The 26,076-nt window shown below is 66.2% G+C and carries 26 protein-coding genes; 4 read left to right on the top strand and 22 right to left on the bottom strand.

The genetic code is table 11. The features are described from left to right. Positions 1–54: 54 nt before the first annotated feature. Genes infB through rimP form a run of 4 tightly spaced genes read right to left on the bottom strand, consistent with a single transcriptional unit; the run spans position 55 to position 5,894 of the window. On the bottom strand, positions 55–2,934 hold the full coding sequence (gene infB / locus U0023_RS08330) for a translation initiation factor IF-2 (protein WP_009490688.1): 2,880 nt from the start codon (positions 2,932–2,934) through the stop codon (positions 55–57). Further along, entirely contained in the window at positions 2,931–3,602 is a 672-nt protein-coding gene (locus U0023_RS08325; protein ID WP_009490687.1) for an RNA-binding protein, read from the bottom strand. Before U0023_RS08325 ends, infB begins: the two co-directional genes overlap by 4 nt. 30 nt (positions 3,603–3,632) lie before the next feature. Then, positions 3,633–5,252, bottom strand: coding sequence for a transcription termination factor NusA (gene nusA / locus U0023_RS08320; protein WP_009490686.1), 1,620 nt, complete (start codon positions 5,250–5,252; stop codon positions 3,633–3,635). Positions 5,253–5,264: 12 nt separating this feature from the next. Beyond that, positions 5,265–5,894: a ribosome maturation factor RimP gene (gene rimP / locus U0023_RS08315; protein WP_009490685.1), complete on the bottom strand. Its 630-nt coding sequence runs from the start codon at positions 5,892–5,894 to the stop codon at positions 5,265–5,267. A 244-nt stretch (positions 5,895–6,138) separates the two neighbouring features. Between rimP and U0023_RS08310 the strand changes: the two genes are divergently transcribed. The 3 genes from U0023_RS08310 to U0023_RS08300 are packed head-to-tail and all read left to right on the top strand — an operon-like array spanning position 6,139 to position 9,084. Continuing rightward, positions 6,139–7,137, top strand: a complete 999-nt coding sequence (locus U0023_RS08310) for an efflux RND transporter periplasmic adaptor subunit (RefSeq protein WP_009490684.1) — start codon at positions 6,139–6,141, stop codon at positions 7,135–7,137. Position 7,138: 1 nt separating this feature from the next. Continuing rightward, positions 7,139–8,386 (top strand): ABC transporter permease, encoded by a 1,248-nt coding sequence (locus U0023_RS08305; protein WP_009490683.1) that lies wholly within the window; start codon positions 7,139–7,141, stop codon positions 8,384–8,386. Continuing rightward, positions 8,383–9,084, top strand: a complete 702-nt coding sequence (locus tag U0023_RS08300) for an ABC transporter ATP-binding protein (protein WP_009490682.1) — start codon at positions 8,383–8,385, stop codon at positions 9,082–9,084. The genes U0023_RS08305 and U0023_RS08300 overlap by 4 nt, the downstream gene beginning before the upstream one ends. A gap of 8 nt (positions 9,085–9,092) precedes the next feature. On the opposite strand, the gene trmB is transcribed toward U0023_RS08300, so the two are convergent. The 13 genes from trmB to U0023_RS08235 all read right to left on the bottom strand — a co-directional run bounded on the left by trmB (position 9,093) and on the right by U0023_RS08235 (position 21,465). Then, the gene (trmB, locus tag U0023_RS08295) at positions 9,093–9,776 is read right to left on the bottom strand and encodes a tRNA (guanine(46)-N(7))-methyltransferase TrmB (protein WP_009490681.1); all 684 of its coding nucleotides are present in this window, start codon (positions 9,774–9,776) and stop codon (positions 9,093–9,095) included. Between the two features lie 143 nt (positions 9,777–9,919). Continuing rightward, entirely contained in the window at positions 9,920–11,098 is a 1,179-nt protein-coding gene (metK, locus tag U0023_RS08290; RefSeq protein WP_009490680.1) for a methionine adenosyltransferase, read from the bottom strand. 103 nt (positions 11,099–11,201) lie between these two features. Then, complete coding sequence (locus tag U0023_RS08285; RefSeq protein ID WP_009490679.1) at positions 11,202–11,615, bottom strand: helix-turn-helix domain-containing protein; 414 nt, start codon at positions 11,613–11,615, stop codon at positions 11,202–11,204. Between the two features lie 49 nt (positions 11,616–11,664). Then, positions 11,665–13,269, bottom strand: a complete 1,605-nt coding sequence (lnt, locus tag U0023_RS08280) for an apolipoprotein N-acyltransferase (RefSeq protein WP_009490678.1) — start codon at positions 13,267–13,269, stop codon at positions 11,665–11,667. Beyond that, a complete protein-coding gene (locus U0023_RS08275) occupies positions 13,266–14,297 on the bottom strand; it encodes a hemolysin family protein (RefSeq protein WP_009490677.1) in 1,032 nt (343 codons plus the stop codon). The genes lnt and U0023_RS08275 overlap by 4 nt, the downstream gene beginning before the upstream one ends. A gap of 20 nt (positions 14,298–14,317) precedes the next feature. Beyond that, positions 14,318–14,776, bottom strand: a complete 459-nt coding sequence (gene ybeY / locus U0023_RS08270) for an rRNA maturation RNase YbeY (protein WP_040638312.1) — start codon at positions 14,774–14,776, stop codon at positions 14,318–14,320. 14 nt (positions 14,777–14,790) lie between these two features. After that, positions 14,791–15,891 carry a PhoH family protein gene (locus U0023_RS08265; RefSeq protein WP_009490675.1) on the bottom strand — a complete coding sequence of 367 codons (1,101 nt, stop codon included), beginning with the start codon at positions 15,889–15,891 and terminating at the stop codon, positions 14,791–14,793. 69 nt (positions 15,892–15,960) lie between these two features. Then, complete coding sequence (gene miaB, locus U0023_RS08260) at positions 15,961–17,319, bottom strand: tRNA (N6-isopentenyl adenosine(37)-C2)-methylthiotransferase MiaB (protein ID WP_009490674.1); 1,359 nt, start codon at positions 17,317–17,319, stop codon at positions 15,961–15,963. Positions 17,320–17,525: 206 nt separating this feature from the next. Next, the gene (locus tag U0023_RS08255) at positions 17,526–18,527 is read right to left on the bottom strand and encodes an adenosine kinase (protein ID WP_009490673.1); all 1,002 of its coding nucleotides are present in this window, start codon (positions 18,525–18,527) and stop codon (positions 17,526–17,528) included. Positions 18,528–18,598: 71 nt separating this feature from the next. Continuing rightward, positions 18,599–19,006 (bottom strand): helix-turn-helix domain-containing protein, encoded by a 408-nt coding sequence (locus tag U0023_RS08250; protein ID WP_009490672.1) that lies wholly within the window; start codon positions 19,004–19,006, stop codon positions 18,599–18,601. Between the two features lie 4 nt (positions 19,007–19,010). Beyond that, positions 19,011–19,580: a Smr/MutS family protein gene (locus tag U0023_RS08245; RefSeq protein ID WP_009490671.1), complete on the bottom strand. Its 570-nt coding sequence runs from the start codon at positions 19,578–19,580 to the stop codon at positions 19,011–19,013. After that, positions 19,577–20,692, bottom strand: a complete 1,116-nt coding sequence (gene mltA / locus U0023_RS08240) for a murein transglycosylase A (RefSeq protein WP_052600499.1) — start codon at positions 20,690–20,692, stop codon at positions 19,577–19,579. Before mltA ends, U0023_RS08245 begins: the two co-directional genes overlap by 4 nt. 50 nt (positions 20,693–20,742) lie before the next feature. Beyond that, positions 20,743–21,465: a Tim44/TimA family putative adaptor protein gene (locus U0023_RS08235; protein WP_009490669.1), complete on the bottom strand. Its 723-nt coding sequence runs from the start codon at positions 21,463–21,465 to the stop codon at positions 20,743–20,745. 262 nt (positions 21,466–21,727) lie between these two features. Between U0023_RS08235 and secB the strand changes: the two genes are divergently transcribed. After that, positions 21,728–22,210, top strand: coding sequence for a protein-export chaperone SecB (secB, locus tag U0023_RS08230; protein ID WP_009490668.1), 483 nt, complete (start codon positions 21,728–21,730; stop codon positions 22,208–22,210). 102 nt (positions 22,211–22,312) lie between these two features. On the opposite strand, the gene dnaQ is transcribed toward secB, so the two are convergent. Genes dnaQ through U0023_RS08205 form a run of 5 tightly spaced genes read right to left on the bottom strand, consistent with a single transcriptional unit; the run spans position 22,313 to position 25,966 of the window. Further along, positions 22,313–23,035, bottom strand: a complete 723-nt coding sequence (gene dnaQ / locus U0023_RS08225; protein WP_009490667.1) for a DNA polymerase III subunit epsilon — start codon at positions 23,033–23,035, stop codon at positions 22,313–22,315. A 15-nt stretch (positions 23,036–23,050) separates the two neighbouring features. Beyond that, entirely contained in the window at positions 23,051–23,656 is a 606-nt protein-coding gene (coaE, locus tag U0023_RS08220) for a dephospho-CoA kinase (RefSeq protein ID WP_009490666.1), read from the bottom strand. Next, positions 23,653–24,501: a shikimate dehydrogenase gene (locus tag U0023_RS08215; RefSeq protein ID WP_009490665.1), complete on the bottom strand. Its 849-nt coding sequence runs from the start codon at positions 24,499–24,501 to the stop codon at positions 23,653–23,655. The genes coaE and U0023_RS08215 overlap by 4 nt, the downstream gene beginning before the upstream one ends. A 12-nt stretch (positions 24,502–24,513) precedes the next feature. Continuing rightward, positions 24,514–25,131, bottom strand: coding sequence for a Maf family protein (locus tag U0023_RS08210; RefSeq protein WP_009490664.1), 618 nt, complete (start codon positions 25,129–25,131; stop codon positions 24,514–24,516). A gap of 4 nt (positions 25,132–25,135) precedes the next feature. Continuing rightward, positions 25,136–25,966 carry a pyruvate, water dikinase regulatory protein gene (locus U0023_RS08205; RefSeq protein ID WP_009490663.1) on the bottom strand — a complete coding sequence of 277 codons (831 nt, stop codon included), beginning with the start codon at positions 25,964–25,966 and terminating at the stop codon, positions 25,136–25,138. Positions 25,967–26,076 lie beyond the last annotated feature (110 nt).

Raw genomic sequence — 26,076 nt, 5'->3', positions numbered from 1 at the left:
CCGGGACGAGCCCGGTGATCGCACATCGTTTTAGTGTCGAAGGCGTGAAGCGGATCAGAGCGTCCGCTTCACCTCTTCCACGCGATAGCACTCGATGAGATCGCCGACGCGCATGTCCTGGTAGTTCTCGAAGGACATACCGCATTCCTGACCCGAGGTGACTTCGCGGGCATCGTCCTTGAAGCGCTTGAGCTGCGAGAGCTTGCCTTCGTGGATGACCACGTTGTCGCGGATCAGGCGGACATGGGCGCCGCGCTGGACCACGCCGTCGAGGACGCGGCAGCCGGCGATCTTGCCGACCTTCGAGACGTTGAACACCTCGAGGACCTGGGCTTCGCCGAGCCGCTCCTCGCGCAGGGTCGGAGCGAGCAGGCCGGACATGGCCGCCTTCACGTCATCCACGAGGTCGTAGATGATGTTGTAGTAGCGGATCTCGATGCCGGCACGCTCGGCCGCCTCGCGTGCTTCCTTATGGGCGCGCACGTTGAAGGCCAGGATGATGGCGCCCGAGGCTTCCGCCAGGGTGACATCGGATTCCGAGATGCCGCCGACGCCCGCCTGGACGATGCGGGCTGCGACTTCCTCGTTGCCCACCTTCTCGAGAGCACCGACGATCGCTTCGGCCGAGCCCTGCACGTCCGCACGGACCACGAGCGGGAATTCCTTGCGGCCCGCTCCGGCCTTGAGGTCGCGCATCATGTCCACCAGCGTGCGTCCGGCCGAACCCATGCGAGCCGCCTGACGCTCGCGCTTCTGGCGCGTCCGGTACTCGGTGACCTCGCGGGCGCGGGCCTCGGACTCGACCACCGCGACGCGGTCGCCGGCCTCGGGCGTTCCGTTGAAGCCCAGCACCTCGACGGGAACGGAGGGACCTGCCTCCTTCACGTTGGCGCCGAGATCGTTGATCAGAGCACGCACGCGACCCCATTCGGCGCCGGCCACGACGATGTCGCCGGTGTGGAGTGTGCCGCGCTGAACGAGCACGGTGGCGACGGGACCGCGGCCGCGATCGAGTTTCGCCTCGATGACGGTGCCTTCGGCCGACCGCTCGGCATTGGCCTTGAGCTCGAGGATTTCGGCCTGGAGCTGGAGGCCTTCGAGCAGGGTCTCGAGACCTTGGCCGGTCTTGGCCGACACCTCGAATTCGAGCGTCTCGCCGCCCATGGATTCCACCACGATGGAATGCTGCAGCAGCTCGGTGCGGACCCGCTGCGGGTTGGCGTCGGGCTTGTCCACCTTGTTGATCGCCACGATCAGCGGCACGCCGGCCGCCTGCGCGTGGTTGATCGCCTCGATGGTCTGCGGCATGACGCCGTCATCGGCAGCCACCACCAGGACGACGATGTCCGTCACCTTGGCGCCGCGGGCGCGCATGGCCGTGAAGGCCGCGTGGCCGGGCGTGTCGATGAAGGTGATCTTGCCGCCGAGCGGAGAGGTCACCTGGTAGGCGCCGATATGCTGCGTGATGCCGCCGGCCTCGCCGGAGACCACGTTGGTCTTGCGGATCGCGTCGAGCAGCGAGGTCTTGCCGTGGTCGACGTGGCCCATGATGGTCACGACGGGAGGACGGGCCGACAGGTTGTCGTCCGTATCCGGGGTGTCGAAGAGGCCTTCCTCAACGTCCGCTTCCGCGACGCGCTTCACCGTGTGTCCAAGCTCTTCCGCGACGATCTGCGCCGTATCGGCGTCGATCACGTCGGTGATCTTGTGCATCTGTCCCTGCTTCATCAGGAACTTGATCACGTCCACGGCGCGCTCCGACATGCGGTTGGCGAGCTCCTGGATGGTGATCGTCTCGGGAATGGTCACCTCGCGGGCGATCTTTTCCTTCTGCTCCACCTGACGGTGGCCCATGAGACGCTGGTTGCGGCGGCGGAAGGAGGCGAGCGAGCGGGTACGCTCGTCTTCGCCGGAGGTCGCGTTAGCCAGGGTCAGGCGGCCACGGCGCTTCTCTTCACCGGGAGCCGTCTTGGGCGTTTTCGGTAGAGCCGCGGGCTTGGCCGCGACGCCAGGACGGCGGATGGTGCGTGCACCCTCCTCGTCGTCCATCACGGCCGCACGGGCAGCAACGGGCGGAGCCGTACGAACGTTTGGCTTCGCGGTTTCCGGCTCAGGCGCAACCGGCGCGGCAGGGCGCGCCATGTGGTTCAGGCTCGGCGGACGACCGCCGGTGGTGCCGACGCCGGGACGCTGATAGCCGCCAGGACGGGGACCGTCGGAGCGTGGTCCGGAGGGACGCGGGCCATCGAAGCGGCCCGCCGGACGGGGACCGTCCGAACGCGGCCGATCCGACCGGGGCGCATCGGAGCGCGGGGCAGGGCCGCGTGCGGCCGGGGCCGACGCGGAAGCCGGGCGCGGAGCCTCTTCGCCGAGACGGCGGCGGGCCTCTTCCTCCGCACGACGCTTGCGCTCCTCGTCCTGACGACGGCGCTCTTCTTCCTCGTGCTTGCGGGCCTCGGCCGCTTCGCGCTCCTTGGCCTCGGCGGCCTCGCGCTCGGCGCGGCGGGCAACTTCCTCAGCCTGACGGCGGCGATCTTCCTCGTCGCGTCGACGAGCATCGACCAGCGCGTTCATACGCGCGTCGCGCTCCTGCTCGGAGAGCGTCTGGAGCACCATTCCGCCGGACCGGGGGGTATTCGGAGCGCTGCGCTGCGGCCGACCACCCTGGGCCGGCGCTGCGGGCTTCGGAGCCGGAGCGGCCGGCTTGGGCGCGCTGACGGGTGCCGCGGCCTGTTGCGGCGCGGGTCTTTCATCTTTGGCCCCGCTCCCGGGACCGACAGCAGGGCGACGCTTGACCGTCTCCACCACGACCGACTTCGACCGGCCATGGGAAAAGCTTTGGCGCACCGTGCCTTGCTCGACCGGTCGCTTCAGAGACAGCGTCTTGGACGACACATGGAGAGTCTTGTCGCCCTGGTTTTTCGTATCAGTCATTCCGCCTCAGTTCCTGCGGGTTTCATAGTCGTGGGTTCGCCGGTCCCGTTTCCGAGGCCAGTTCGATCGGCATCGAGGCCGCCAAAGGAGCGGTAACGATGCCAGCGGTTCAGAAAGCCGTCGCTCCCAGCGCCCGCGACGAGGGCAGCATGTATCACATGTGACCGGCCTAATGCCAAATCCAATTCGTCGATCGACAAGTCTTGGATGACCGGAAAGTGAGATATTGCGTCGCCGAGGCGTTTTCGCAACTGGTTCGCCAATTTTCTTCGCCCATCTTCGGCCGCCTCTGCGGCATGAATAAGGGCAACGATGGGCTTATCCGTGATCGCCGACTCGACCTTGAAGAAGCCGGTGATCACCGTACCGGCCTTGTTGGCCAGGGCCAAGCCCTGGCGGAGATCGTCCCGGAGCATGCGGTCGATGTCCTGGGCGAGGGTCTCGGGGGCCTTGGCGTCGGTCTTGAAGGCTCGGGAAAAGAGGCGACGTTTAGCCGCCTCTTCCACCATGCTGGCCTGGGCCGTGACCCAGACCCCGCGGCCCGGCAGCTTGTGCCGGAGATCGGGCACGACCTGATGGTCGGGCCCGAGGACAAAGCGGATCAGTTCCGCGGGGCCTTTCGCCTCGCGGGTGACGATGCAGGTGCGCTCCGGTTCATGCCGCGGCACGGGTGCTGACCTCGCTTTGCCATCGCCGGGTTAAGACGGTTGGGCCTCGGTCTCAGCCTCTTCGGCCGATCCCTCGGTCTCCACCGTCTCTTCCGGCTGCTCGATCCAGCCCGCCTTCACGCGGGCGGCCATGATCATGTTCTCCGCGTCGGCGCGGGAGACGTCGAAGCCGTCGAGCGCGCCCTTGTAGCGGGTCGCGTCGGCCCCCCTGCCCTCGGTCCAGCCGACGAGATCGTCGGTGGCGCAGCCGGCCAGGTCCTCGACGGACTTGATGTCGTTCTCGCCGAAGGCCACCAGCATGGCGGTCGTGACGCCGTCGATCTCCTTCAGGTCGTCGGCGACGCCGAGTTCCTTGCGGCGTCCCTCGTTCTCGGCCTCGATGCGGGCGAGATATTCCTGGGCGCGGCTCTGGATCTCGGCCGCGGTGTCCTCGTCGAAGCCCTCGATGGAGGCCACTTCGCCCGCGTCCACATAGGCGATCTCTTCGACGGAGCGGAAGCCTTCCGACGCCAGGAGCTGGCCCACCACCTCGTCCACGTCGAGGGCGTTCATGAACAGCTCGGTGCGCTCGGCGAATTCCTTCTGGCGGCGCTCGGATTCCTCGGCCTCGGTCAGGATGTCGATGTCCCAGCCGGTGAGCTGCGAGGCCAGACGCACGTTCTGGCCGCGGCGGCCGATGGCGAGCGAGAGCTGGTCGTCGGGCACCACCACCTCGATGCGGTCGGCCTCCTCGTCCAGCACCACCTTGACCACCTCGGCCGGCTGCAGGGCGTTGACGATGAAGGTCGCCTGATCGGGCGACCAGGGAATGATGTCGATCTTCTCGCCCTGCAATTCGCCGACCACCGCCTGAACGCGGGAGCCGCGCATGCCGACGCAGGCGCCGACCGGGTCGATGGAGGAATCGCGCGAGGTCACGGCGATCTTGGCGCGGGAGCCCGGGTCGCGGGCGACGGCCTGCACGGACACGATCCCGTCGTAGATCTCCGGCACTTCCGAGGCGAAGAGCTTCGCCATGAACTGCGGGTGGGTGCGCGACAGGAAGATCTGCGGCCCGCGGGCCTCGCGGCGCACGTCGAAGAGATAGGCGCGGATGCGGTCGCCCGGGCGGAAGGTCTCGCGGGGGATGAGCTCGTCGCGGCGGATGATGGCCTCGCCCCGGCCGAGGTCGACGATCACGTTGCCGTATTCGACGCGCTTGACCGCGCCGTTCACGACCTCGCCGATCCGGTCCTTGTATTCCTGGTACTGCCGGTCGCGCTCGGCGTCGCGCACCTTCTGGACGATCACCTGCTTGGCCGACTGGGCCGCGATGCGGCCGAAATCGAAGGGCGGCAGGGTGTCGGCGATCACGTCGCCCACCTGGGCTGCCGGATTGTGGCGGGTGCGGGCCTCGGCGAGGGCGATCTCGCGGGAATCGTTCTCCACGGCGCCGTCGTTGACCACGAGCAGGTGGCGGGCCAGACGCAGCTCGCCGGTCTTCGAATTGATCTCTGCATGGATGTCGGTTTCGGCACCGTAGCGGGACCGGGCCGCCTTGGCGATCGCGTCCGCCATGGCGTCGAGCACGATCTGCTTGTCGATCACCTTTTCGCGCGCGACCGCATCGGCGATCTGCAAGAGTTCCAGCCTGTTGGCACTGATAGCCATCGTGGTCGCTCCTTAGTTCGGTTTCTTCTGATCGGTCGGGTCCTGCGGCTCGTCGGGCGCATCGACCACATCCGTGTCTTCATCCAGATCGTCCGTGGTCGGCGCCGTTCCGCGGCGCAGCGATTCACGGATCAGTTCGTCGGTCAGAACGAGGTGCGCCTCGCCGATATCCGTCAGGGGAACGCGGGCGATGGGCTCGAGACCTTCCTTAACGTCAGGCAACTCGATCACGAGCATGCCGTCCTCGACGCCCCGCAGGAGACCCCGGAAACGCTTGCGGCCTTCCACCGGCGCGGCCATTTCCACCTTCGCATCGTACCCGCCCCAGCGCTCGAAATCGCTGACGCGCACGAGCGGCCGGTCGATCCCCGGCGAGGAGATTTCCAGGTGATAGGCCGTGGCGATGGGATCCTCAAGGTCGAGAACCGGCGAAATCGCGCGGCTCACGGTCTCGCAATCCGATACCGACATGGTGCCGTCCGGCCTTTCGGCCATGATCTGCACGGTGCATCCGTTCGCGCCGGTGACCCGCACCCGCACGAGATTGAAGCCCAGATCCTCGATCACAGGCTCGACAATGGCCGCCACTCGGGCGGCGACGCCGCTTTCCGTAATCAGTCGCTTGTCGCGTTCGTTTGTCATGGCTCTCCGCACGCTCCGGCGTCCAAGCAATAAAAAAGAGCGGACCCCGGGGGGCCCACTCTCGACCAGCAGCTTGACGCTGCAACCAGAGCTGACAGGGGAGATATACCGATTCAAGTCAAAAAAAGCAAGGGTCCCGTGAGTATTGCCTGAAACCGCCGCGACACCGATACCTCCGGAAAGCTACGCAGTCGCCGTTCGTCCTGCGCTATGGTAGCCAAGACCTCCTTCGGAGGACGATGTCTTGAAGACTTCCCGACTTCTTTTCCTCGGGATTCCGTTGCTGGCGGCCGGAGCAGCCTATTGGTATTTCAGCCGGCCGCCGGAGGTGGTCGTCGTTCCTCCGAAACGCGGAGACGCGGCCGAGATCGTCTATGCCACAGGCGTCGTGGAGCCACGCACCTGGGCCAAGGTGGCGCCTCTCCTGCGGGAGAGGATCGTCGAGCTTTGCAATTGCGAGGGCGAATCGGTCGAACGGGGAGCCGTGCTCGCGCGCCTCGACAGCCGTCAGCCGGAAGCCACGCTCGCAGAACTGAAGGCGCGACAGAAGCTGACCGCCGCGGATTACGACCGCATCGCCGCTCTGGTGGAGCGGAAGGTCGCTAGCGATCAGGCCCTCGACCGGGCCCGCAGCGAACTCGGCCAGGTCCAAGCCCTCATTGCCGGTCAGGAGACCCGGCTCGAATCCTACGTCCTGCGGGCGCCCATGAGCGGGGTCGTCCTTCGTCAGGATGGCGAGGTCGGGGAGGTGGCGGAACCCGGGACGGTGCTGTTCTGGGTCGGCGAGCCCAAGCCCCTGCAGATCGAGGCCGACGTGAACGAAGAGGACATCCCCCGCGTCGCTGTCGGTCAACGGGCGGTCATCAAGGCGGATGCCTTTCCCGATCAGGTTCTCGAGGCGAAGGTCGACTCGATCACGCCAAAGGGCGATCCGGTGGCCAAAACCTACCGGGTCCACCTGGCCCTGCCCGACGATACACCCCTGCGCATCGGGATGACGGTGGAGGTGAACGTGATCGTGCGGGTCTCGTCCGGAGCGCTTCTCGTCCCCACGAATGCCCTTCGCGGCGGCTCTCTTTTCGTGCTGGACGGGGATGTGGCCCGGAAGCGGGACGTTAAGATCGGGATCCGCGGCGCCAGCAACACGCAGATCCAGACGGGGCTTGCCGATTCGGACCGGGTGATCGCGCCTTACCCGGACGCTCTGACCGACGGGACGAAGGTCGTGGAAAAGCGAGGATGATATGCGTCTCATCCTGGAACTCGCCCTGACCCATATCGCCGGACGAGGCCGGCAGACTGTGGTGGCGATCCTCGGGGTCGCCCTCGGGGTGGGCTTCTCCATTGCCATGGCGGCGCTGATGCAGGGCACGGAGAAGGATTTCATTGCCCAGCTCGTGGACACCATGCCTCACGTCCAGATCACCGACGAGCATCGCGCGCCGCGCCGGCAACCCGCGGAAGATCTGTTCGCCGCTGCGCAGTTCGAGGGCCTGCGCCCGAAAGAAGACCGGCGCGGCATCCTCAATCCCGCTGCCGCCACGGCCTCCTTGCGGGCTTGGGTGCCGGGCCGGATAGCCCAGAGCCTGCGGACGCAGGGGGTGGTGCGTTATGCCGGTCGCGATGTGGGTGTGACCGTGATCGGGATCGAGCCGGAGGTCGAGGCTCAGGTCTCGTCCGTGGCCGGCGATTTCCTCGAGGGCGGGTTCGAGGCGCTCAGGGCCGGCGGTAACAACATCGTCGTCGGGGACCGGCTCGCGCAGAGGCTCGGCGCCTCGACGGGAACCACGATCCAGGTCGTTGCACCGACCGGGCAATCGCGAGGCTTCCGGATCGTCGGGCAGTTCCATACCGGCACCAACGCGCGCGATGAAGGCGAGACATACGTGCTGCTCAAGAACGCACAGATTCTGAGCGAGCGTCCCAATGCCATCAACGATATCCGGCTGCGCTTGGACGACCCGAATGCGGCGCCGCGGGTGGCCCGCCAGGCGGAGGCCGAGCTCGGCTACAAGGCGGTGCCCTGGCAGGAGGCGAACGAGTCGCTCCTCGAGGCTTTGGTGGTGCGCAACGTGGTGATGTACACGGTGGTGGGCGCAATTCTCCTGGTCGCGGGCTTCGGGATCTTCAACATCATCTCCACCATCACCCACGAGAAGGCCCGCGACATCGCGATCCTGAAATCCCTCGGCTTCACGCAAGGCAACATGCGGCGGCTGTTTCTGATCGAGGGCTTGGCCCTCGGCTTCGCCGGATCGGCGGTCGGCTGGGTCGTCGGCTTCCTGCTGTGCTTTGCCCTGTCGCAGGTAGAATTCAAGCTTTCGGGCGCGGGCGTCGGACACGAAATGACACGGCTGCCTCTCTTCTGGAGCCCGTGGCACTACGTGATCGCCTCGGCGTTCGCTCTCATTTCCGCAGGCGTCGTGGGTTATCTGCCGGCCCGCCAGGCGGCACGGCTCAATCCCGTCGACATCATTCGGGGAGCCACATGACGCTTCTCATCGAAGCCGATCACCTCACCCGGATCCTGCCCGCGATCGTGCCCGTGACCCTGGTGCGCGACGTGTCGATGGGGGTTGGGGAGAAGGAGTTCATTGCGATTACCGGACCGTCCGGCTCCGGCAAGTCCTCCCTTCTGTATCTGCTGGGCCTGCTGGATCGCCCGACGAGCGGAACCCTGAGGATCGGCGGGCAGGATACATCCGTCATGGACGATGACGCTCTGGCCCGGCTCAGGCTCGAGATGCTCGGCTTCGTGTTCCAGTTCCACTTCCTGCTGCCGGAGTTCACGATCCTGCGGAATGTGGAGCTGCCCATGCGCAAGGCGGGGCGGCTGTCATCGACAGAGATGCACAATCGAGCCGCGAGCCTGCTGGAGGATCTCGGCCTTGCAGGCCATCTCGACAAGCGGCCGGACCAGCTGTCCGGCGGTCAGCGTCAGCGCGTGGCGGTGGCCCGCGCTCTTGCCAACGATCCTCAGGTGGTTCTGGCCGATGAACCGACCGGCAGCCTCGACAGCAAGAACTCGGAGCAGGTTTTCGCTATCCTGCGCGATCTCGTTCGCAAGCACGGAAAGACGGTCATCGCCGTCACCCATGACATGGAGATCGCTGCCCGTGTGGACCGGCTCATTCATCTCGTCGACGGCCGGGTGGTGAGCGACGATCGCGTGCCTGTAGCAACGATGTGAGGGCCGCCTCACACCCGCTCGAACGTGAGATAGCTCGGCACCCTGCCCTCCCGAATCGCCTTGGCCTCGTAGCGCGTGCCGGGCCAGCCCTCATAGGGTTTGCGCCAGTCGTCGGCCCGGGTAGCGGTCCAGCGGAAATGCGGAGAGCGTAGGGTCCGGGCCAGGACCCAGCCGATGTAATCGTCGATGTCGCTGGCAAAGCGCAGCTCGGCGCCCGGTTTCATGACGCGGGCGAGAACTTCGAGGGTCTCGTCCGAGACGAGGCGGCGCTTGCGCTGGCGGCGCTTGGGCCACGGATCGGGATAGAGGATGTAGACCCGGTCGAAGCAGGCATCGGGCAGAGTCGGCAGGAGGTCCGTGACGTCGTCGTCCCAGACGCGGACATTGTCGAGCCGCTCCTGCTCGATGACGGCGAGAAGCTTCGCCATGCCGTTCACGAAGGGCTCGCAGCCAATGAAGTTGACGTCGCGATGCACCCTCGCCTGGGCGGCGAGATGCTCGCCGCCGCCGAAACCGATCTCGAGCCAGGTTTCCCGGGCCTGCGGATGGGGAAACTGGCCGTTGGGCGCGCTTCCCGGAACCACGCGGATCGCCGGCAGCAGGTTCTGGACCAGCTCGTCCTGGCCCGAGCGAAGCTTCTTGCCTTTGCGGCGCCCGAAGAACGCGCCCGCCCGTTCCGATGCTTCGCTCATGGGACAGATGCTCCTGAAATTCCTGACGATCGGCCCATCGCTGCCGGCTCATGCAATGAGAGCCGGTCCTCCTTCCGGGGAACCGGCTCTCTCGGGTGAAGGCTTATTGTGGCCGGACGATAGCCGCTCGGCCCCGTTCAATCTTAGCGGAACGCCGCCTTGAGGCGCTCGGCGAGGTCCGTGCGCTCCCAGGAGAAGCCGCCATCGGCATCCGGCTTGCGGCCGAAATGACCGTAGGCCGAAGTGCGGGCATAGATCGGCCGGTTGAGGCCGAGATGCGTGCGGATGCCACGCGGGGAAAGGTCCATGGCGTCCATGAGGACGGCCTCAAGCTTGCCCTCGTCGACCTTGCCGGTGTCGTGGAGATCCACGTAGATCGACAGGGGCTTGGCCACGCCGATGGCGTAGGAGAGCTGCAGGGTGCAACGGTCGGCGAGACCGGCCGCCACCACGTTCTTGGCCAGGTAGCGCGCCGCATAGGCGGCCGAGCGATCCACCTTGGTCGGATCCTTGCCCGAGAAGGCGCCGCCGCCATGGGGCGCCGCGCCGCCATAGGTGTCCACGATGATCTTGCGCCCGGTGAGACCGCAATCGCCGTCCGGACCGCCGATCACGAACTTGCCGGTGGGGTTCACGTGCCAGATGGTCTGGGCCGAGATCCAGCCCTCGGGCAGGGTCTGGCGGATATAGGGCTCGACGATGGCGCGCACGTCATCGGAGGAGAGGTTCTCGTCCAGATGTTGGGTGGACAGGACGATCTGGGTCGCCGCGACGGGCTTGTCGTTCTCGTAGCGCAGCGTGACCTGGCTCTTGGCGTCCGGGCCGAGCTTGGCTGCGTCGCCGACCTTGCCCTTGCGGGCGGCGGTCAGGTTCTCGAGGATCTTGTGGGCGTAGTAGATCGGCGCCGGCATGAGGTCGGGCGTCTCGGTGCAGGCATAACCGAACATGATGCCCTGGTCGCCGGCGCCCTCGTCCTTGTTGCCGGCTGCATCGACGCCCTGGGCGATATGCGCCGACTGGGCGTGGAGATAGACCGCGACGTCGGCGGTCTTCCAGTGAAAGCCTTCCTGCTCGTAGCCGATGTCCTTGATGGCGTCGCGAGCGAGTTCGATCACCTTGTCCTTGGTGATGGACTCGGGCCCGCGCACCTCGCCGGCGATGACGACGCGGTTGGTGGTGGCGAGCGTCTCGCAGGCCACGCGGGCTTCCGGCTCGGCCGCCAGATAGGCATCGACGACGGCGTCGGAAATCCGGTCGCAGACCTTGTCCGGATGACCTTCTGAAACCGACTCGCTCGTGAAAAGATAGCTAGAACGCCGCACGATGGAATTCCTTGAGGCAATAAAATCTGGTGCCCGCGGTCGGCCGCAGGCTTCAAATATGCTCATGCCGTAGGCCGTGTGAAAGGTCAAGCGAACGTGTTCTTTATGACGAACGCTCTGCTTCTTCTTGAGACGCGAGGGCATTGACGAGCTGGACGATGCTCTTGCGGACCTTCGGGCTCTTGATGCTCGCAAAGGTCCGGACGAGATGCAGTCCTTCCGGGGTCGACATCATGTCAGCCACATAGGTCGGGGTGCTGTCCTCGGAAAAGCCCGGGTCGGACTTGCCGCTTCTGATGCCGTCGAAGAAGAAATCGATCTCGACGTTGAGGATCTTGGCGATGTCGACGAGGCGGGCAACACTGATCCGGTTCATGCCCTTTTCGTATTTCTGGACTTGCTGAAACGTCAGGCCAAGCATATCGCCCAGTTTTTCTTGGCTCATCCCAATTGAAACGCGGCGCATACGCACCCGGCTTCCGATTTCCTTATCGATAGTCCCCGTCGATTTCTTCATTTTGGCCTGTCCCCTTGCCGATTACGACGCACTGACGAGGCATATTTACTTACTTTAGGGATATTTGGCGCCTGCGACGTGCCATCAAGAGGATTAAGCAGATCGCAAGCGTGGCCGTCAAAGAAAACCTGCCCCAATTTTCATAAAGAGTCGGGGCTTCGGCAACCGGGAGAGAGGTGTCGAGGACACCTTCAACCCCCAATGGAAGTTTGTCGACTATCCGACCGAACGGGTCGATTATAGCTGAGATTCCAGTGTTGGCCGCCCGCACTAGCGGGAGGCCCTCCTCGACCGCTCGCAGGCGAGCTTGGGCGAAATGCTGATAGGGGCCCGGGGTCCGACCGAACCAGGCATCGTTGGTCACGTTCAAGATCAGATTAGGCCGGGGTCCCTCCGCGACGATCTCTCCCGGAAAGATCGCCTCGTAGCAGATCGTCGCGGCAACCGGCGGAAGGCCCGGAATGGACAGCATCGCGCGTTTCTCGCTCGGCTCGAAGCCGCCGGGAATGTGCACGAACTGGCGCAAACCCGCGGCCCTGATCAAGGTATCGAGAAATTTGGGCACATATTCGCCGAAGGGCACCAAATGGACCTTGTCGTAGGCGCCGAGGATCGTGCCCTTTTCGTCGATCACCTGAATGGCATTGTAGAATTTGCCCACGGCTTCGCCGGGCAGAGGATCGTCCATGCGGGCGGCGCCCGTGATCAGGGTCGAGCCCGGCCCGAGCAGGGCGGCGATCTGCGCCAGGGAGGCGGGATCGCGATGCAGCAGGAACGGAAAGGCCGATTCCGGCCAGACGATGTGGGTCGGGGCGGCGGCATTCCCGTCCCGGCCTGGGCTCGCGCTCAGGGTCAGGTAGCGCCGCATGATGGCGTCCCGGTTGCGCGGGTTGAACTTGGCATCCTGCGGCAGATTGGGCTGCATGATGCGCAGGCGTACATTCTCGACCGTTGCCGAAGCCTCCGACGGGACACGCCACGCACCGAAGGCCGCCAGACCGAGAAGCAGAGCCGCCGCGAGGCCCGGAGCCGTCCAGCGGGCGCGCATCGTCCGCCCGGTGAGCCGGACGGCGGGCGCGGCGCAGATGGCAACGCTCAGGAAGGTCAAGCCGTAGAGGCCCACCAACGAGGCGGATTGCATGAGCCAGAGGTTCTGACCAAGCGCCATCCCGGGATTGTTCCAGGGAAAGCCGGTGAAGAGATGGCCGCGCAGCCATTCGCTCACCGTCAGGCCGAAGGCGAGGGCGAGGATGCGCCAGGCGTCGGGAAGCCAGAGCAGGCGCGAGAGCGCAAAGCCGAAGGCGGAAAAGAAAGCGAGCAGGGCAGGAAGGCCCAGGACCCCGAAGGGCATGGCCCAGGCGAATTGGTCGGCCTCCACGAGAAAGGCCGCACCGAGCCACCACAATCCGGCGACGAAGTAACCGAAGCCCCAGAACCAGCCGAGGAGGGCGGCGGATCTGAAGGGCGCCCAGCGGGAAGGGCCGTCCTTGACGGTGCCGTCCAGGAGCCAGACGGCCGGCACGAGGGAGAGAACGAGCGCCGGCAGAATGCCGAAGGGTGGCATGGCCAGGGCACCGACGGCCCCGGCCGCAAAGGCCGTGAGCCACCGGCGCCATCCCCTGACGAGGATGGCGCGATCGGCCAGGCGCATCATTCCGCGGCAGCGCTTTCGGGGCGCGGGGCGTTCGCCTGGTTGTCTCCGGCCTCCGCCTCGGGCGCGAAGGTCCGGCGATGAACGCGCAGCCGCTTCACACGCCGCGGGTCGGCATCGAGAACCTCGAATTCCAGGCCCGACGGTCCCTCGATCACCTCGCTGCGGGACGGGACACGGCCGGCAAGCGTCACGATGAAGCCGCCGATGGTGTCGATGTCCTCGGCGCCTTCCTCGTCGGTCAGGTCGAGGCCCAGCACGTCCTTGACCTCGTCGAGGCTCGCGCGGGCGTCGGCGATGAAGGTACCGTCGGCGGCCGGCACGATGGTGAGGGTCGCATCCTCGTCGTGCTCGTCCTCGATGTCGCCCACCACCATCTCGACCAGGTCCTCGATGGACACGAGGCCGTCGGTGCCGCCGTACTCGTCGATGACCAGGGCCATGTGCGTACGCGTCGCCTGCATGCGCACCAGCAGGTCGATGGCCGGCATGGAGCGCGGCACGAACAGGACCGGACGCAGGATATTGGCGGAGGAGAGCGCCATCGACAGGTCGATCTGCCCGAGGCTCGGCAGGGCCGCCTCGTCGGCGGAGCCGGATTCCGGGGTGCCGCCGTCCGCCCGCATGGCGATGAAATCGAGGAAGTCGCGGATGTGGACCATGCCCTTGGGATCGTCCAGGGTCTCGCCATAGACCGGCAGGCGGGAATGGCCGGCCGTGCGGAACAGGCTCAGGAGCTCGCCCAGATTGGTGTCGGCCGCCACCGCCACGATGTCGGCGCGGGGAACCATCACATCCTCCACCCGGATCCGGTGGAAGGAGAGCACGTTCTTGAGCATCGCCCGTTCCTGGGGCGAGAAATCCGTGTCCTCGACGGTTTCGGCGAGGACATCCTCAAGATCGTGACGGATGGATTCACGGGGTTTCAGGCCGAGACGGGTCAAAACCCGGTCGTACCAGTGGTCGCGTGTGTCGTCTGTCTCGGTCGGTGTTCGGACAGGTCGGTCGCTACGACTTCGATCTTCGTTCATTGCTTTGGGTTGTCAGCCGTTCATGCTGCCATATCGCGATAGGGATCGGCGATGCCAAGGGTGGCGAGCGCCTTTACCTCAAGACCTTCCATGATTTCCGCCTCCGACTCGACCTCGTGGTCGTAGCCGAGGAGGTGCAGGACTCCATGGACGATCAAATGGGCAAAATGATGCGAGAGCTCCTTGGATTCCTCCTCGGATTCGCGCACCAGCGTTTCGTAAGCTAAAGCAATGTCGCCCAAATGGCGAGGGCCGTTTGCGCCCGGCTGCTCGGGGGCCGGGAAAGACAGCACGTTGGTGGGCTTGTCCTTGCCCCGCCAGGTCCGGTTCAACTCCCGGATCTGGGCATCGTCGGTGAGCATGACGCTCGCCTCGAAAGCGCCATCCGCCTCATAGGTGACGGACAGGGCGGCCTCGGCCGCCTTCTGCGCCAGGGCCTCTGCGTCCTCGAGGCGATCCCAATCGCCCGCCTCGATCATGATGTCGAGCGTGATCACGGTCTGCGGTCCCGGTCGTAACGGGGTTGATCCTGTTGAGGCGGCGCCTCGCGGGCGGCCTTGTCGTAGGCGGTCACGATGCGGCGTACGAGATCGTGGCGCACCACGTCGGCCTCCTTGAAGGTGACGCGGGCGATGCCCTCGACGCCGTGCAGGATGCGCACCGCCTCGACCAGGCCGGATTTCTGGCCCGGCGGCAGGTCGATCTGCGTCGGGTCGCCGGTGATGATCATCCGCGAGCCTTCGCCGAGCCGGGTCAGGAACATCTTCATCTGCATCGACGTGGTGTTCTGCGCCTCGTCGAGCAGCACCAAGGCGTTGGTGAGCGTGCGCCCGCGCATGAAGGCGAGAGGAGCGATTTCGATCATGCCGGTCTGCAGGCCGCGATCCACATGGCGCGCTTCCATGAAATCGTAGAGCGCGTCGTAAATCGGGCGCAGATACGGATCGACCTTCTCGCGCATGTCGCCCGGCAGGAAGCCGAGGCGCTCGCCCGCTTCCACGGCCGGGCGGGAGATGATCAGACGGTCCACCTGGCCCTGTTCCAGGAGAGACACGGCATAGCCCACCGCAAGCCAGGTCTTGCCGGTGCCGGCCGGGCCCTCGGCGAAGACGAGTTCGTTGGTCTTGAGCGCCTTGATATAGGTGTTCTGCGAAGCGTTGCGGGCCCGGACAGGCCCGCGCCTGCGGGTGGAGATCTGGTCGAAGGCCGTAAGACCCGAGGCCGGCTGCTCCTCGGCGGCCGGGAAGAGGCTGCCCTGCAGGGTGCTCTCCTCGATGGCGCCGTCCACGTCGCCCGGTCCGAGTGCTCCACCCTGCCGGGCGCGCTCATAGAGCCCTTCCAGAACCCGGCGCGCCAGCTCGGAGCCCTCGGGCGTTCCCTTGACGGTGACCCGGTTGCCGTTGGCGATGGCGGTCACGTTCAGGCGCCGCTCCAGATGGGCGAGGTTCTGGTCGTATTGTCCGAAGACGAGGCTGGCGAGGCGGTTGTCGTCGAAGGTGAGAATGATCTCCGCCTCTTCCACGACGCCGGGGTGCAAGCTGTTGGCGTTCCGTCCCTTTTGGGCTCGTGCGGTCGCGTTGTCCGCTGGGCTCAAATGCCTCTCCTCTGAATGTCGGCCGCAAGACGTGCGGCCAACGGATATGGGGTCTCGCGGGGCTGGAGACTAGGCCGCCACCTGGCTGCCCGGCCCGACCCATTCCCCGAACAGGCTGTTGGAACCGGCCTGCGTGATCCGCACCGTCACGATCTCGCCGACGGCATGGCGATCGGTCTCGATCTGCACGGCCTGCAGATAGGGCGACTTGCCTGCCATCTGGCCCGGATGACGACCCGGCTTCTCCAAGAGAACGTCGAGGGTCTGCCCCACGGTTCCGTGATTGAAGGCCTGCCGCTGGATTTCCAGCAAATTCTGAAGCCGGGCCAGACGCTCGGCCTTCACGGGCTCGGGCACCTGGGCGTCGATCTCGGCCGCCGGCGTGCCGGGGCGGGGGCTGTACTTGAACGAGAAGGAGCTGGCAAAGCCCACATCGGCCACGAGCCGCATGGTCTCCTCGAACTCCGCATCCGTCTCGCCCGGGAAGCCGACGATGAAGTCGGACGAGAGGGCGAGACGCGGCTGGGCCTTGCGGATGCGCTCGATCAGGCGGCGATACTCGTCGCCCGTATGCTTGCGGTTCATCACGTCGAGAATCCGGTCGGACCCGGATTGCACCGGCAGGTGCAGATAGGGCATCACGGCAGGCAGGTCCCGATGGGCGGCGATCAGCTCGTCGTCCATGTCGCGCGGATGGCTGGTTGTGTAGCGGAGCCGGGCGATGCCGGGCACCTCGGCGAGTCGGTGGAGCAGGCGGCCCAGCGACCAGACGGAGCCGTCCGGCCCCTCGCCATGATAGGCATTCACGTTCTGGCCGATCAGCGTCAGCTCGCGAACGCCCGCATCGGCCAGGCGCAGCGCCTCGTCGAGGATCTTGGCGACCGGGCGCGAGACTTCCGCGCCCCTCGTATAGGGCACCACGCAGAAGGTGCAGAACTTGTCGCAGCCTTCCTGGATGGTGAGGAAGGCCGACACGCCGCGGCTCCGGGTCCTGGCCTTGCTCGGGGCTGGCAGGTGGTCGAACTTGTCCTCGATCGGGAATTCCGTGTCGACGACCCGCTCGGAACGCGACTTGTTCAGGAGTGCGGGCAGGTTGTGATAATTCTGCGGGCCGACCACCACGTCGACGGCGGGCGCCCGGCGCAGGATCTCCTTGCCCTCGGCCTGGGCGACGCAGCCGGCGACCACGACCTTCGTCTCCTGGCCCGACGCCTCGCGCTCCTTCTTGAGCTCGCGCACCCGTCCGAGCTCGGAATAGACCTTCTCGGCGGCCTTCTCGCGGATGTGGCAGGTGTTGAGGATGACGAGATCCGCCTCCTCCATGGCCTTGGTCTCAGAATAGCCTTCCGTCGCCAGCATGTCCGCCATGCGCTCGGCATCGTAGACGTTCATCTGGCAGCCATAGGATTTGACGAAGACTTTTTTCACGAGTTCGGCCTGTCTGCTTGCAATCGGGCGGTGGAGGGTGGACGCCGTTTTAAGCCTTTTACGCGTGCAAGAGAATAGCGGCGGTTTGGCTCAAGACCCCGGTCGCCCTGCCGCCCTCCCCGGACCGCGCGGCGGAACCCGGGATCGGACGGGCTACGGCTCTTCTTCCCCTTCTGGGACGGGGAAGAAGAGCACCGGATCTGAACTTACCCCAGCAGCCCTTCCTGCTGCGCCAGCTCGCGCAGGTTCGCCTGCGGGCGGGCGCCCAGGTGGCTGATGATCTCGGCGGCGGCGAGGCCGCCGAGGCGGGCGCAATCGACGAGGTCGAGATTGTTCACGAGGCCTGCGAGGAAGCCCGAAGCGAAGAGGTCGCCCGCGCCCGTGGTGTCGACGACGCGCTCGACCGGGAAAGCCGGGACGGCCTTGGTCTCGCCGCGGGTCACGATCAGGGCCCCCTCCGCCGAACGGGTGATGGCGCCGAGCACGTTCTCCTCACGGAGCGCCGCCAGGGCGGTATCGGCGTCCGAGGTGCCGTAGAGGCTCTGCAGCTCGTGGATGTTGGCGAAGAGGATGTCGAGGCTGCCGTCGCGCATGAGTCCTAAGAACTCGTCGCGGTAGCGGTCGACGCAGAAGGCGTCGGACAGGGTGAGCGCCACCTTGTTGCCGGCCTCGTGGGCGATCTTCACCGCCTTGCGGAAGGCCTCCTTGGCGGCCGGCGGATCCCAGAGATAGCCTTCGAGATAGACGATGCTGGAAGCCCGCACCGTCTCCGGATTCACGTCGTCGGGCGTTAGGTTCTGGCACGCGCCTAGATAGGTGTTCATGGTGCGCTCGCCGTCCGGCGTCACCAGGATGAAGCTGCGCGCCGTGGCGGGACCGTCCTCGGCGGGATTCACGTCGTAGTGGACGTCGATGGCCCTCAGATCGTGGGCGAAGAGCTTGCCGGTCTCGTCGTTCTTCACCTTGCCGATGAAACCGGCCTTCACGCCGAAGGAGGCCGCGCCCGCCGCCGTGTTGGCGCCCGAGCCGCCCGACACGATCACCGCCGGACCCATGTCGGTGTACAGCTCCTCGGCGCGCGCCTCGTCGATGAGCTGCATAGCGCCCTTGTGCACCTTCTTCTGGAGCAGGAAGGCCTCGTCCGTATGGGCGAGCACGTCAACGATGGCGTTGCCGAGGGTGAGGACGTCGATGCGGGTCTGGGACATGAGCCACCGGGGTTATGAAATGACGGGGCGCTTTCGCATCCACTGCCCCGTCGGTCAAGGCTCGCGTCTTCTCAGACCGTGTCCTGCACCGCCTGGATGGGCACGGGCAAACGCCTCTCCCGGGTCTGGGCCCTGTCGAGAACCGCCAGCATCTCCTCGAGCTCGCTTTCGGACAGGGACTGGATCTCGCGGGCGAGGCGGTTGGCCAGCAGGGTCGCCTTGGGGTCGCCGCCCGCCGTGTCGATCTTCACCTTGGGGTCGGAGAGATCGGCGAGGCGCGTCAGCTCGTCGGCCTCGTCCCAGATGATGTGGAAATATTGCAGGACGCCCTGGATGAGGGCCCAGGTTGGCTTGCCGCGCTCGCCGCGCTCGAGGGCCGAGAGATAGGCGCTCGACACGCCGAGATGGGAGGCCATGTCCTTCAACATCCGCCCGCGTTCCCGGCGCAGCTGCCGCACCCGTTCACCGAAGGGAGTCATGTCGTTATCCCGCGCCCCGCCGCCGGCGGAGCCTGACATAGAGTGCACCGGATCCACCGTGCTGGGGAGAGGCCTCCTCGAAGCCGATCACCACGTGGCGCAGGTCGGGCAGGCGCAGCCAATGGGGCACCATGCGGCGCAGCACTCCTCGCTCGTCGAACAGGCCCCCGGCAACGGCCGCGCCGCCCTTGCCGGTGATCACGAGGACGAGACCATAGCCGGAGCCCTGCGCCCGATGCAGGAAACGCAGAAGGGCGAAATGCGCCTCTTCCTGGCGCATCCCATGCAGGTCGATGACGCTGTCGACTTCCTTGCGGCCCCGGCGCAGGGCCTGAAGGGTCTTGCGCTCCACCGGAGCAAGCGGGGGCAGGGCGGGTTTCACGGGAGGCGGGAGCGAGGGCAGGACGGGGGAGGCCGCGACAACCTGAGGAACGGGAGCCGTGGCGGGCTTGGCCTCGGGTTCCGGCTCGACCGGGAGGCGCTTACCCTTCATGGGCTTCACGTGCCTGGCCACATGGGACCAGAGCCGCTTCTCCTCGGAGCTGAGCTGGCGGGTGCGGCTTCTCTTGGTCATGAACGGGATTTGGGCTGCAGGACCACGAATCGCACGGCATGCCGGAGCAGACCGGCGCGCCGCCCCGCCTCCTCGCCGCTGCCGAAGAAGAAATCCCCTCGTGCCGGGCCGACGATGGCCGAGCCCGTATCCTGGGCGATCATCAGCCGCCGCAGGGGCTCGGCCTCCCCGAGGCTCAGGGGCAATTGCCCGTCGAGCCAGACGGGCAGGCCGTAGGTCCACAGGGACCGGTCGACGGCGAGGCTGCGGCCGGGCACGAGCGGAGTGCCGGCGCCACCGATGGGACCGTCCTCGGGCGCAAGCTCGCCCGCCTCGCGGAAGAAGATGTAGGATTGGTTCTGCCGCATCAGGGCCTTGGCCGGTTCCGGATGGCTCTTGAGCCAGCCCATGAGCTTCTCCAGCGTCATGGTCTCCAGATCCATCTCGCCCCGCTGCACCAGGAGCCGGCCGATGGAGGTGTAAGGCCGGCCGTTGCGTCCGGCATAGGCCACGCGCATCACCGAGCCGTCGTCGAGGCGGATGCGGGCCGAGCCCTGGACATGGATGATGAAGGCCTCGCCCGGCTCGCGCAGATAAACGATGGGCCGGGCGAGCGTCCCCAAGGCCCCTTCCTCGATGGCGGCGCGGTCGGGATAGGGCTCGTAGCCGTCCTTGCTGCGCCGGGCCGCCTGGAGGCCCTTGTCGAGGCCGGGCAGGGTTTCGCCCTGCGGGATCGTGACGAGATCGGCGGGCCGGTCGAGCAGGGGGACCCGATAGGTGGCGTCCGGCGTGCGCGAGCCCTGGAATTCTGGCTCGTAATAGCCGGTGAGGAAGCCGTCCCCGGAGCGCGGCGTCACGGCAACAGGCTGAAAATGGGTCTCGAAGAAGCGCCTCGCCTCGGCTCGGCCGAGATCGGGCGTCTTCAGGGCCTCGCGGCAGACGGCCAGGAGGTCCGCTTGCGGCGCCTGGGCCGGGCGCAGCTCGGCGGCGCTCGCCTCGAGAGCCCGGCAGGAGCGCAGAAAGGCCCGGAAGGCGGCGTCGTGATCGTCCGCCTCCCAGCCGGCAAGATCCTGGAAGGGCAGGGGCTCAAGGCGCGCCTGGTCGGCCAGCGCCGATGCTGCGCCAGTGGACATGGTCACCGCCCAGGCGAGAGAGCAAGCGAGAAGAGCCCGCCCGGCATGCCTCATTGCCCCGCTTCGGTCGCCACGAGCTGCCAGTTGGGATCGCGGTTGCCGAGGGTGCGGGCGAAGGTCCACACGTCGGTGACGTCGGCCACGGTCTCGGGGCTGCCGTCGACCACGGTGCCGGAGGCGTCGCGGGTGGCCGTGATGAGCTTGGAGAGGAAGCGCACGACGATCTGAGCCGTCTTGCCCTGGAGCTCGGCGCCGGCCATCTCGGCCTTGTCGATCGACACGAAAGTGGTCTCCACCGTCTCGCCACGGCGCTCGCGCTCGGTGATCGCCCTCTCGAAGCCTTCATAGACGTCGCGGGAGAGAAGATCCTTGAGGGTCTTGCGGTCGCCCTGGGCGAAGGCGGTCACGATCATCTCATAGGCCGACTTGGCGCCCTCCAGGAATTCGCCCGCGTCGAAGCCGGGCTCGACGCGGGCGATGCCGTCGAGGGCCTGGGCCGTGGGCGTGCCGGGCTCGGCGATGCCCTTCCAGCGCTCGGCCGGGGGAATTTCGGACGCGGGACGGGCTCCGTTGGTGCCGGGCAGACGCACCACATTGTGATCGGGCTCGGCCGGCGCATTGCCCGGGCGCAAGGGGGCATCCCGGCGCGACATCGGGTCGAACGGCGGTTGCTCGTTGCCGGTCTTCTGCCCCAGGACGGAGCGCAGACGCCAGATCACGAAAACAGCGAGTACGATGAAAATGAGGGTCGTGATGTCGAAGGAATCCTGCATCGTCGATCCGTTGTGAGCCTGCCCGTGCCCGGTTGTCGCCGGGCGTTGTGTGGAGGAGGCGAAGGTGTCATCCTTCGCATATGGGGTCTTGAGGTCGTAACATCCACCTCTGCCCCCGACAAGCGAATGAGTCGGCTGAAATCTTGCCTCATGCGGGAGAAGCTGATAGCGCGAAGATCCATGGCCCGAAGCGAGCCGGCGCTTTGCCTGACGACGTGTTTCGTCCGGGCCCGAGAAGACACCCCTCAGGGAGCATGAACCCATGGCCGAGAACCCGGCAAACAACGGAGCGCCCGCGCTCAACGCCCTTGCGCAGTACTGCAAGGACTTTTCCTTCGAGAACCCCAACGCCCCCCGTTCCCTGCAGCAGCAGTCGGAAGGCCCGCAGATCAACCTGCAGGTCAACGTGAACGCCAAGCAGCTGGCGGAAGCCGATTTCGAGGTCGACCTGACACTCGAGGGCGATGCCAAGATCGGCGGCAAGGACGTGCTGTTCGCCTTCGAGCTGACCTATTCGGGCGTGTTCCGGATCCAGAACATCCCGCAGGAGCAGCTGCACCCGGTGGTGATGATCGAGTGCCCGCGCCTGCTGTTCCCCTTCGCCCGTCAGATCGTGGCCGATGCGGTGCGCAACGGCGGCTTCCCGCCCCTCTACATCGACCCGATCGACTTCGTGGCCCTCTACCGTCAGCGCGCCGCCGAGGTGCAGTCCCAGCAGAACGGCAACGGTCCGACGCTGTCGTAAGCCTTCGAACCACCGACGTTTTTCAGGATCGGGCGAGGCGGCTTCCGTCTCGCCCGATTTTTTTGTTTTCAGCCTCTCGGGATGAGGGCTGAGCTAGAATTCTTAGGACGCCTCCGGCGTGGTCTCTCCGAGATATTCGCGCCAGAGGGCATTGGGCCCGAGCTGCTGGATGAAGGCTTCGTGGGCCGCGCGCTCGGCCTCGGTCAGGCGCGAGATCAAGGTACGGGGCCGGGCGTCGCGCGCCGCCGCGGCGGCCTGGCGGGAAGCGGCCGACCGCGCGGCGGGCTGGAGCGAAAGGTCGAAGCCGACCTGCCGGCCGCCGATCAGCTCGATATAGACCTCGGCCAGGATTTCCGCGTCGAGGAGCGCGCCGTGCTTGGTGCGCCTGGAATTGTCGATTCCGTATCGCGAGCAGAGGGCATCGAGGTTGTTCGCCGCGCCCGGATGCTTGCGCCGCGCCATCGAGAGGGTGTCGATCACGTCGGGCAGGTTGAATGGCGCATGCCCGGTGCGGGCGAATTCCGCATTGAGGAAGCCGATATCGAAGGCGGCGTTGTGGATGACGAGCCGCGCATCGCGGACGAACTCGGCGAATTCGTCCGCAACGGCTGCGAAGACCGGCTTGTCTTTGAGGAATTCGTCGGAGAGCCCGTGGACCGCGAAGGCGCCGGGCGAGACCGGGCATTCCGGATTGATGTAGACGTGATAGCTCTTGCCCGTCGGGATGTGGTTGAGCAGCTCGACGCAGCCGATTTCGATGACCCGGTCGCCATTGGCATGGCTGGTGCCGGTGGTTTCGGTATCGAGAACGATTTCACGCAACATCAGGAAAACTCTTCATCAAAAACGGTGACGCCGTCCGGGCCGACCGGCGAGACAGGCAAGGATCGATCGCACCTGCGCCTCGGCGGAGGAAAAGCCGCGGCTGGTATCGACCAGAAAATGGGCCCGGGCCCGCTTGTCGGCATCCGGCATCTGCTTGGCCAGGATGGCACGAAATTTCTCGTCCGTCATGCCGGGGCGGGCCATGACGCGGTCGCGCTGGACGAAAGCCGGCGCGGTGACCACCAGAACGGCGTCGCAGCGCGCCTCGCCGCCCGTTTCGAACAGGAGGGGAATGTCCAGGACGGCGACCGGCGACACAGCCGAGACCCTCTCAAGAAAATTTTCCTCTTCGTCCCGCACCAGGGGGTGGATGATCGCCTCGAGCTGCTTCATGCGCTCCGGATTGCCGAGCACCACCGCCCCCAGCTTCGTCCGGTCGACGGCCTCGTCCACGACGGTGCCGGGAAAGGCTTTCTCGATCAGCGGGGCGGCGCGGCCGCGATAGAGCCTGTGGACGGTGGCGTCGGCATCGTGAACCGGCACGCCGAGCCGGCGGAAAAGATCGGCCGTGGCCGATTTTCCCATGCCGATGGAACCGGTGAGGCCGAGGACGAAGGTCATCGATGCCTCTCGATATCGGCCAGGATCAGCGCCCGAAGCTCCGGTGTCACCTTCGGCGTCACGCCGAACCAGCGCCGGAAGCCCGGCACCGCCTGATGCAGCAGCATGCCCAGTCCGTCGACGGTTCTCAGACCCTGCGCGGCGGCCGCCGCGAGGAGAGGGGTTTCCAGCGGAACATAGACGATGTCCGCGACAATGGCGTCGCGCGGCGCTCGGGACAGATCGACGGGCAGTGGCGGCTGGCCCGGCATGCCGAGGGACGTGGTGTTGACGATGAGCCGGGCCTGCGGGATTGCCTGCGGAATGGCCTCCAAGGCACAGGCCGCCAAGGCGACGGAACTGCCGGACCCGAGGTCACGCACCAGATCCTCGGCCTTCGACAGAGTGCGGTTCGCCACGACGATCCGTTTCAGGGGCCGATCCTGGACCCCCGCCACCACGGCACGGGCCGCCCCACCGGCGCCGAGCACGAGGGCCGTATCCACATCCTGTTCCCAGCCTGTCCCCAAGGTGGAGTCGAGATTGGCCATGAAGCCGGGCACATCCGTGTTGTCGCCCCAGAGCACGCCGTCCTCGATCCAGAGGGTGTTCACGGCTCCCACGCGCTCCGCCTGCGCGGTCCTGCGCTCGACTCCCAGGAAAGCCGCCTCCTTGTGCGGAATGGTGACGTTGCCGCCGGCGAAGCCCTGGGACCGGAAGCCTTTCAGAAATTCCCCGAAGTTCACAGGCGCCACATCGATGCGCTCGTAGGAGCCTTCGAGCCCGTATTGCTTCAGCCAATAGCCGTGGATCAGCGGCGAACGTGAATGCTTGATCGGATGGCCGACGACGAAGGCCTTCGTCATGACGTCAAATCCTTAGAGGGCGAGGCTGCCGAGGCGGCGCAGGGAGGCGAGAAGCGGAAGGAGAGGGAGACCCAGAATCGTCGAATGGTCTCCCTCGACCGTCTCGAAGAGATGAATGCCGAACCCTTCGAGCTGGTAAACGCCGACGCTTCTGAGCACGTCCGGCCCGGCCAGGGCGAGATAAAGGTCGATCCCCTGCTCGGTCAAAGGCCGCATGGTGAGATGCGCGCTCGCGGCGAAGCGCTCAATCACCTGCCCGCCGACCGCGATGGCGCCGGCCGAATGGAGAGCGTGCCGACGGCCCGACAGCGCCGCCAGATGGGCTCTCGCCGCATCGCGATCCGCAGGCTTGTGGAACACTGCCCCTTCGCATTCGAGGACCTGGTCGGCTCCAAGCACGACCCGTTCCGGATGGCGGCGGCTGACGGCAAGCGCCTTTTCGGCCGCGAGCCTCCCGGCGAGCGCCGGCGGATCGAGCGCCTCATGAGCGGCCGCTTCTTCGACGGCGCGCTCGTCAATGTCGGAATTCTGCGTTTCGACGGGAAGCCCCGCGCTCACGAGCAGGGCGAGCCTCGTCGCGCTCGTCGAAGCAAGAAGCAGTTTTTCCGCATGGGTCCAGAGCACCGGCATGGATCTATTCCGCGATGAAGCGCAGGCGATGGTCGCGATAATGGTCGATGATCGCCGCGGCCGTCTCCTCGATGGAGCGTCGGGTCACGTCGATCACCGGCCAGCCGTTGCGCGCGAACAGCCGCCGCGAGGCCGCCAGTTCTTCCGCCACGGCGTCGCGGTCCACATAGGAGGTGTCGTCGTCGGCGTTGAGGCTGAGCAGCCGGTTCTGCCTGATCTGCACGATCCGCTCCGGCGTCGCCACAAGGCCGACGATGAGCGCCTTCCGGGCCGTTTCAAGAACCGACGGCGGCGGCACGCCCGGAACGAGAGGAATATTCGCCGTCTTCAACCCACGATTGGCGAGATAGACGGCCGTCGGCGTCTTCGAGGTCCGGCTCACGCCGACCAGGATCACGTCCGCCTCGTCGAGATCGTGCGGCAGGTGCCCGTCATCGTGCAGGAGGGTGAAGTTCATCGCGTCGATGCGCTTGAAATACTCCGCGTTCAGCATGTGCTGCGCGCCGGGCCGGGCCGTCGAATGGGTGCCGAGATAGGAGGAGAGCAGGGCGTGCACCGGCTCCAGCACGGAGAGGTGCGGCGAGCCCGTATTGCGGCAGACCTCCTCGAGCCTGTGGGCCAGATCCTGCTCCACCAAGGTGTAGAGCACGATGCCCGGCGCGGTCTCGATCTCGCTGATCACGCGCTCCAACTGCGTGTTGGAGCGTACCAGCGGATAGACATGCTCGATGGCGGCCACGCCCTCGTATTGCGCCACCACGGCGCGGGCGACCGTGATCAGCGTTTCGCCGGTCGAATCCGACACCAGATGAAGATGGAAATAGCTGCGTCCCACGGTGGAGGCCCTCTATGACGCATCGTGCGGAAAAATGGATCGGATTTCCCGCGAAAACGATGCGTCTCGATAATAAAGCATCGGATCGATCCCAACAGTGAAAGCCACTC

It is taken from the genome of Microvirga lotononidis (assembly GCF_034627025.1).
GTDB lineage: Bacteria > Pseudomonadota > Alphaproteobacteria > Rhizobiales > Beijerinckiaceae > Microvirga > Microvirga lotononidis.
This window is presented reverse-complemented; position numbering and strand designations above follow the sequence as displayed.

Bases quoted from the DNA above. Each gene is read 5' to 3' on its own strand.
- infB (WP_009490688.1), bottom strand. From the start codon at position 2,934: ATGACTGATACGAAAAACCAGGGCGACAAGACTCTCCATGTGTCGTCC.
- nusA (WP_009490686.1), bottom strand. From the start codon at position 5,252: ATGGCTATCAGTGCCAACAGGCTGGAACTCTTGCAGATCGCCGATGCG.
- rimP (WP_009490685.1), bottom strand. From the start codon at position 5,894: ATGACAAACGAACGCGACAAGCGACTGATTACGGAAAGCGGCGTCGCC.
- U0023_RS08305 (WP_009490683.1), top strand. From the start codon at position 7,139: ATGCGTCTCATCCTGGAACTCGCCCTGACCCATATCGCCGGACGAGGC.
- U0023_RS08300 (WP_009490682.1), top strand. From the start codon at position 8,383: ATGACGCTTCTCATCGAAGCCGATCACCTCACCCGGATCCTGCCCGCG.
- trmB (WP_009490681.1), bottom strand. From the start codon at position 9,776: ATGAGCGAAGCATCGGAACGGGCGGGCGCGTTCTTCGGGCGCCGCAAA.
- U0023_RS08285 (WP_009490679.1), bottom strand. From the start codon at position 11,615: ATGAAGAAATCGACGGGGACTATCGATAAGGAAATCGGAAGCCGGGTG.
- lnt (WP_009490678.1), bottom strand. From the start codon at position 13,269: ATGATGCGCCTGGCCGATCGCGCCATCCTCGTCAGGGGATGGCGCCGG.
- U0023_RS08275 (WP_009490677.1), bottom strand. From the start codon at position 14,297: ATGAACGAAGATCGAAGTCGTAGCGACCGACCTGTCCGAACACCGACC.
- ybeY (WP_040638312.1), bottom strand. From the start codon at position 14,776: ATGATCGAGGCGGGCGATTGGGATCGCCTCGAGGACGCAGAGGCCCTG.
- U0023_RS08255 (WP_009490673.1), bottom strand. From the start codon at position 18,527: ATGTCCCAGACCCGCATCGACGTCCTCACCCTCGGCAACGCCATCGTT.
- U0023_RS08250 (WP_009490672.1), bottom strand. From the start codon at position 19,006: ATGACTCCCTTCGGTGAACGGGTGCGGCAGCTGCGCCGGGAACGCGGG.
- U0023_RS08245 (WP_009490671.1), bottom strand. From the start codon at position 19,580: ATGACCAAGAGAAGCCGCACCCGCCAGCTCAGCTCCGAGGAGAAGCGG.
- mltA (WP_052600499.1), bottom strand. From the start codon at position 20,692: ATGTCCACTGGCGCAGCATCGGCGCTGGCCGACCAGGCGCGCCTTGAG.
- U0023_RS08235 (WP_009490669.1), bottom strand. From the start codon at position 21,465: ATGCAGGATTCCTTCGACATCACGACCCTCATTTTCATCGTACTCGCT.
- secB (WP_009490668.1), top strand. From the start codon at position 21,728: ATGGCCGAGAACCCGGCAAACAACGGAGCGCCCGCGCTCAACGCCCTT.
- dnaQ (WP_009490667.1), bottom strand. From the start codon at position 23,035: ATGTTGCGTGAAATCGTTCTCGATACCGAAACCACCGGCACCAGCCAT.
- coaE (WP_009490666.1), bottom strand. From the start codon at position 23,656: ATGACCTTCGTCCTCGGCCTCACCGGTTCCATCGGCATGGGAAAATCG.
- U0023_RS08215 (WP_009490665.1), bottom strand. From the start codon at position 24,501: ATGACGAAGGCCTTCGTCGTCGGCCATCCGATCAAGCATTCACGTTCG.
- U0023_RS08210 (WP_009490664.1), bottom strand. From the start codon at position 25,131: ATGCCGGTGCTCTGGACCCATGCGGAAAAACTGCTTCTTGCTTCGACG.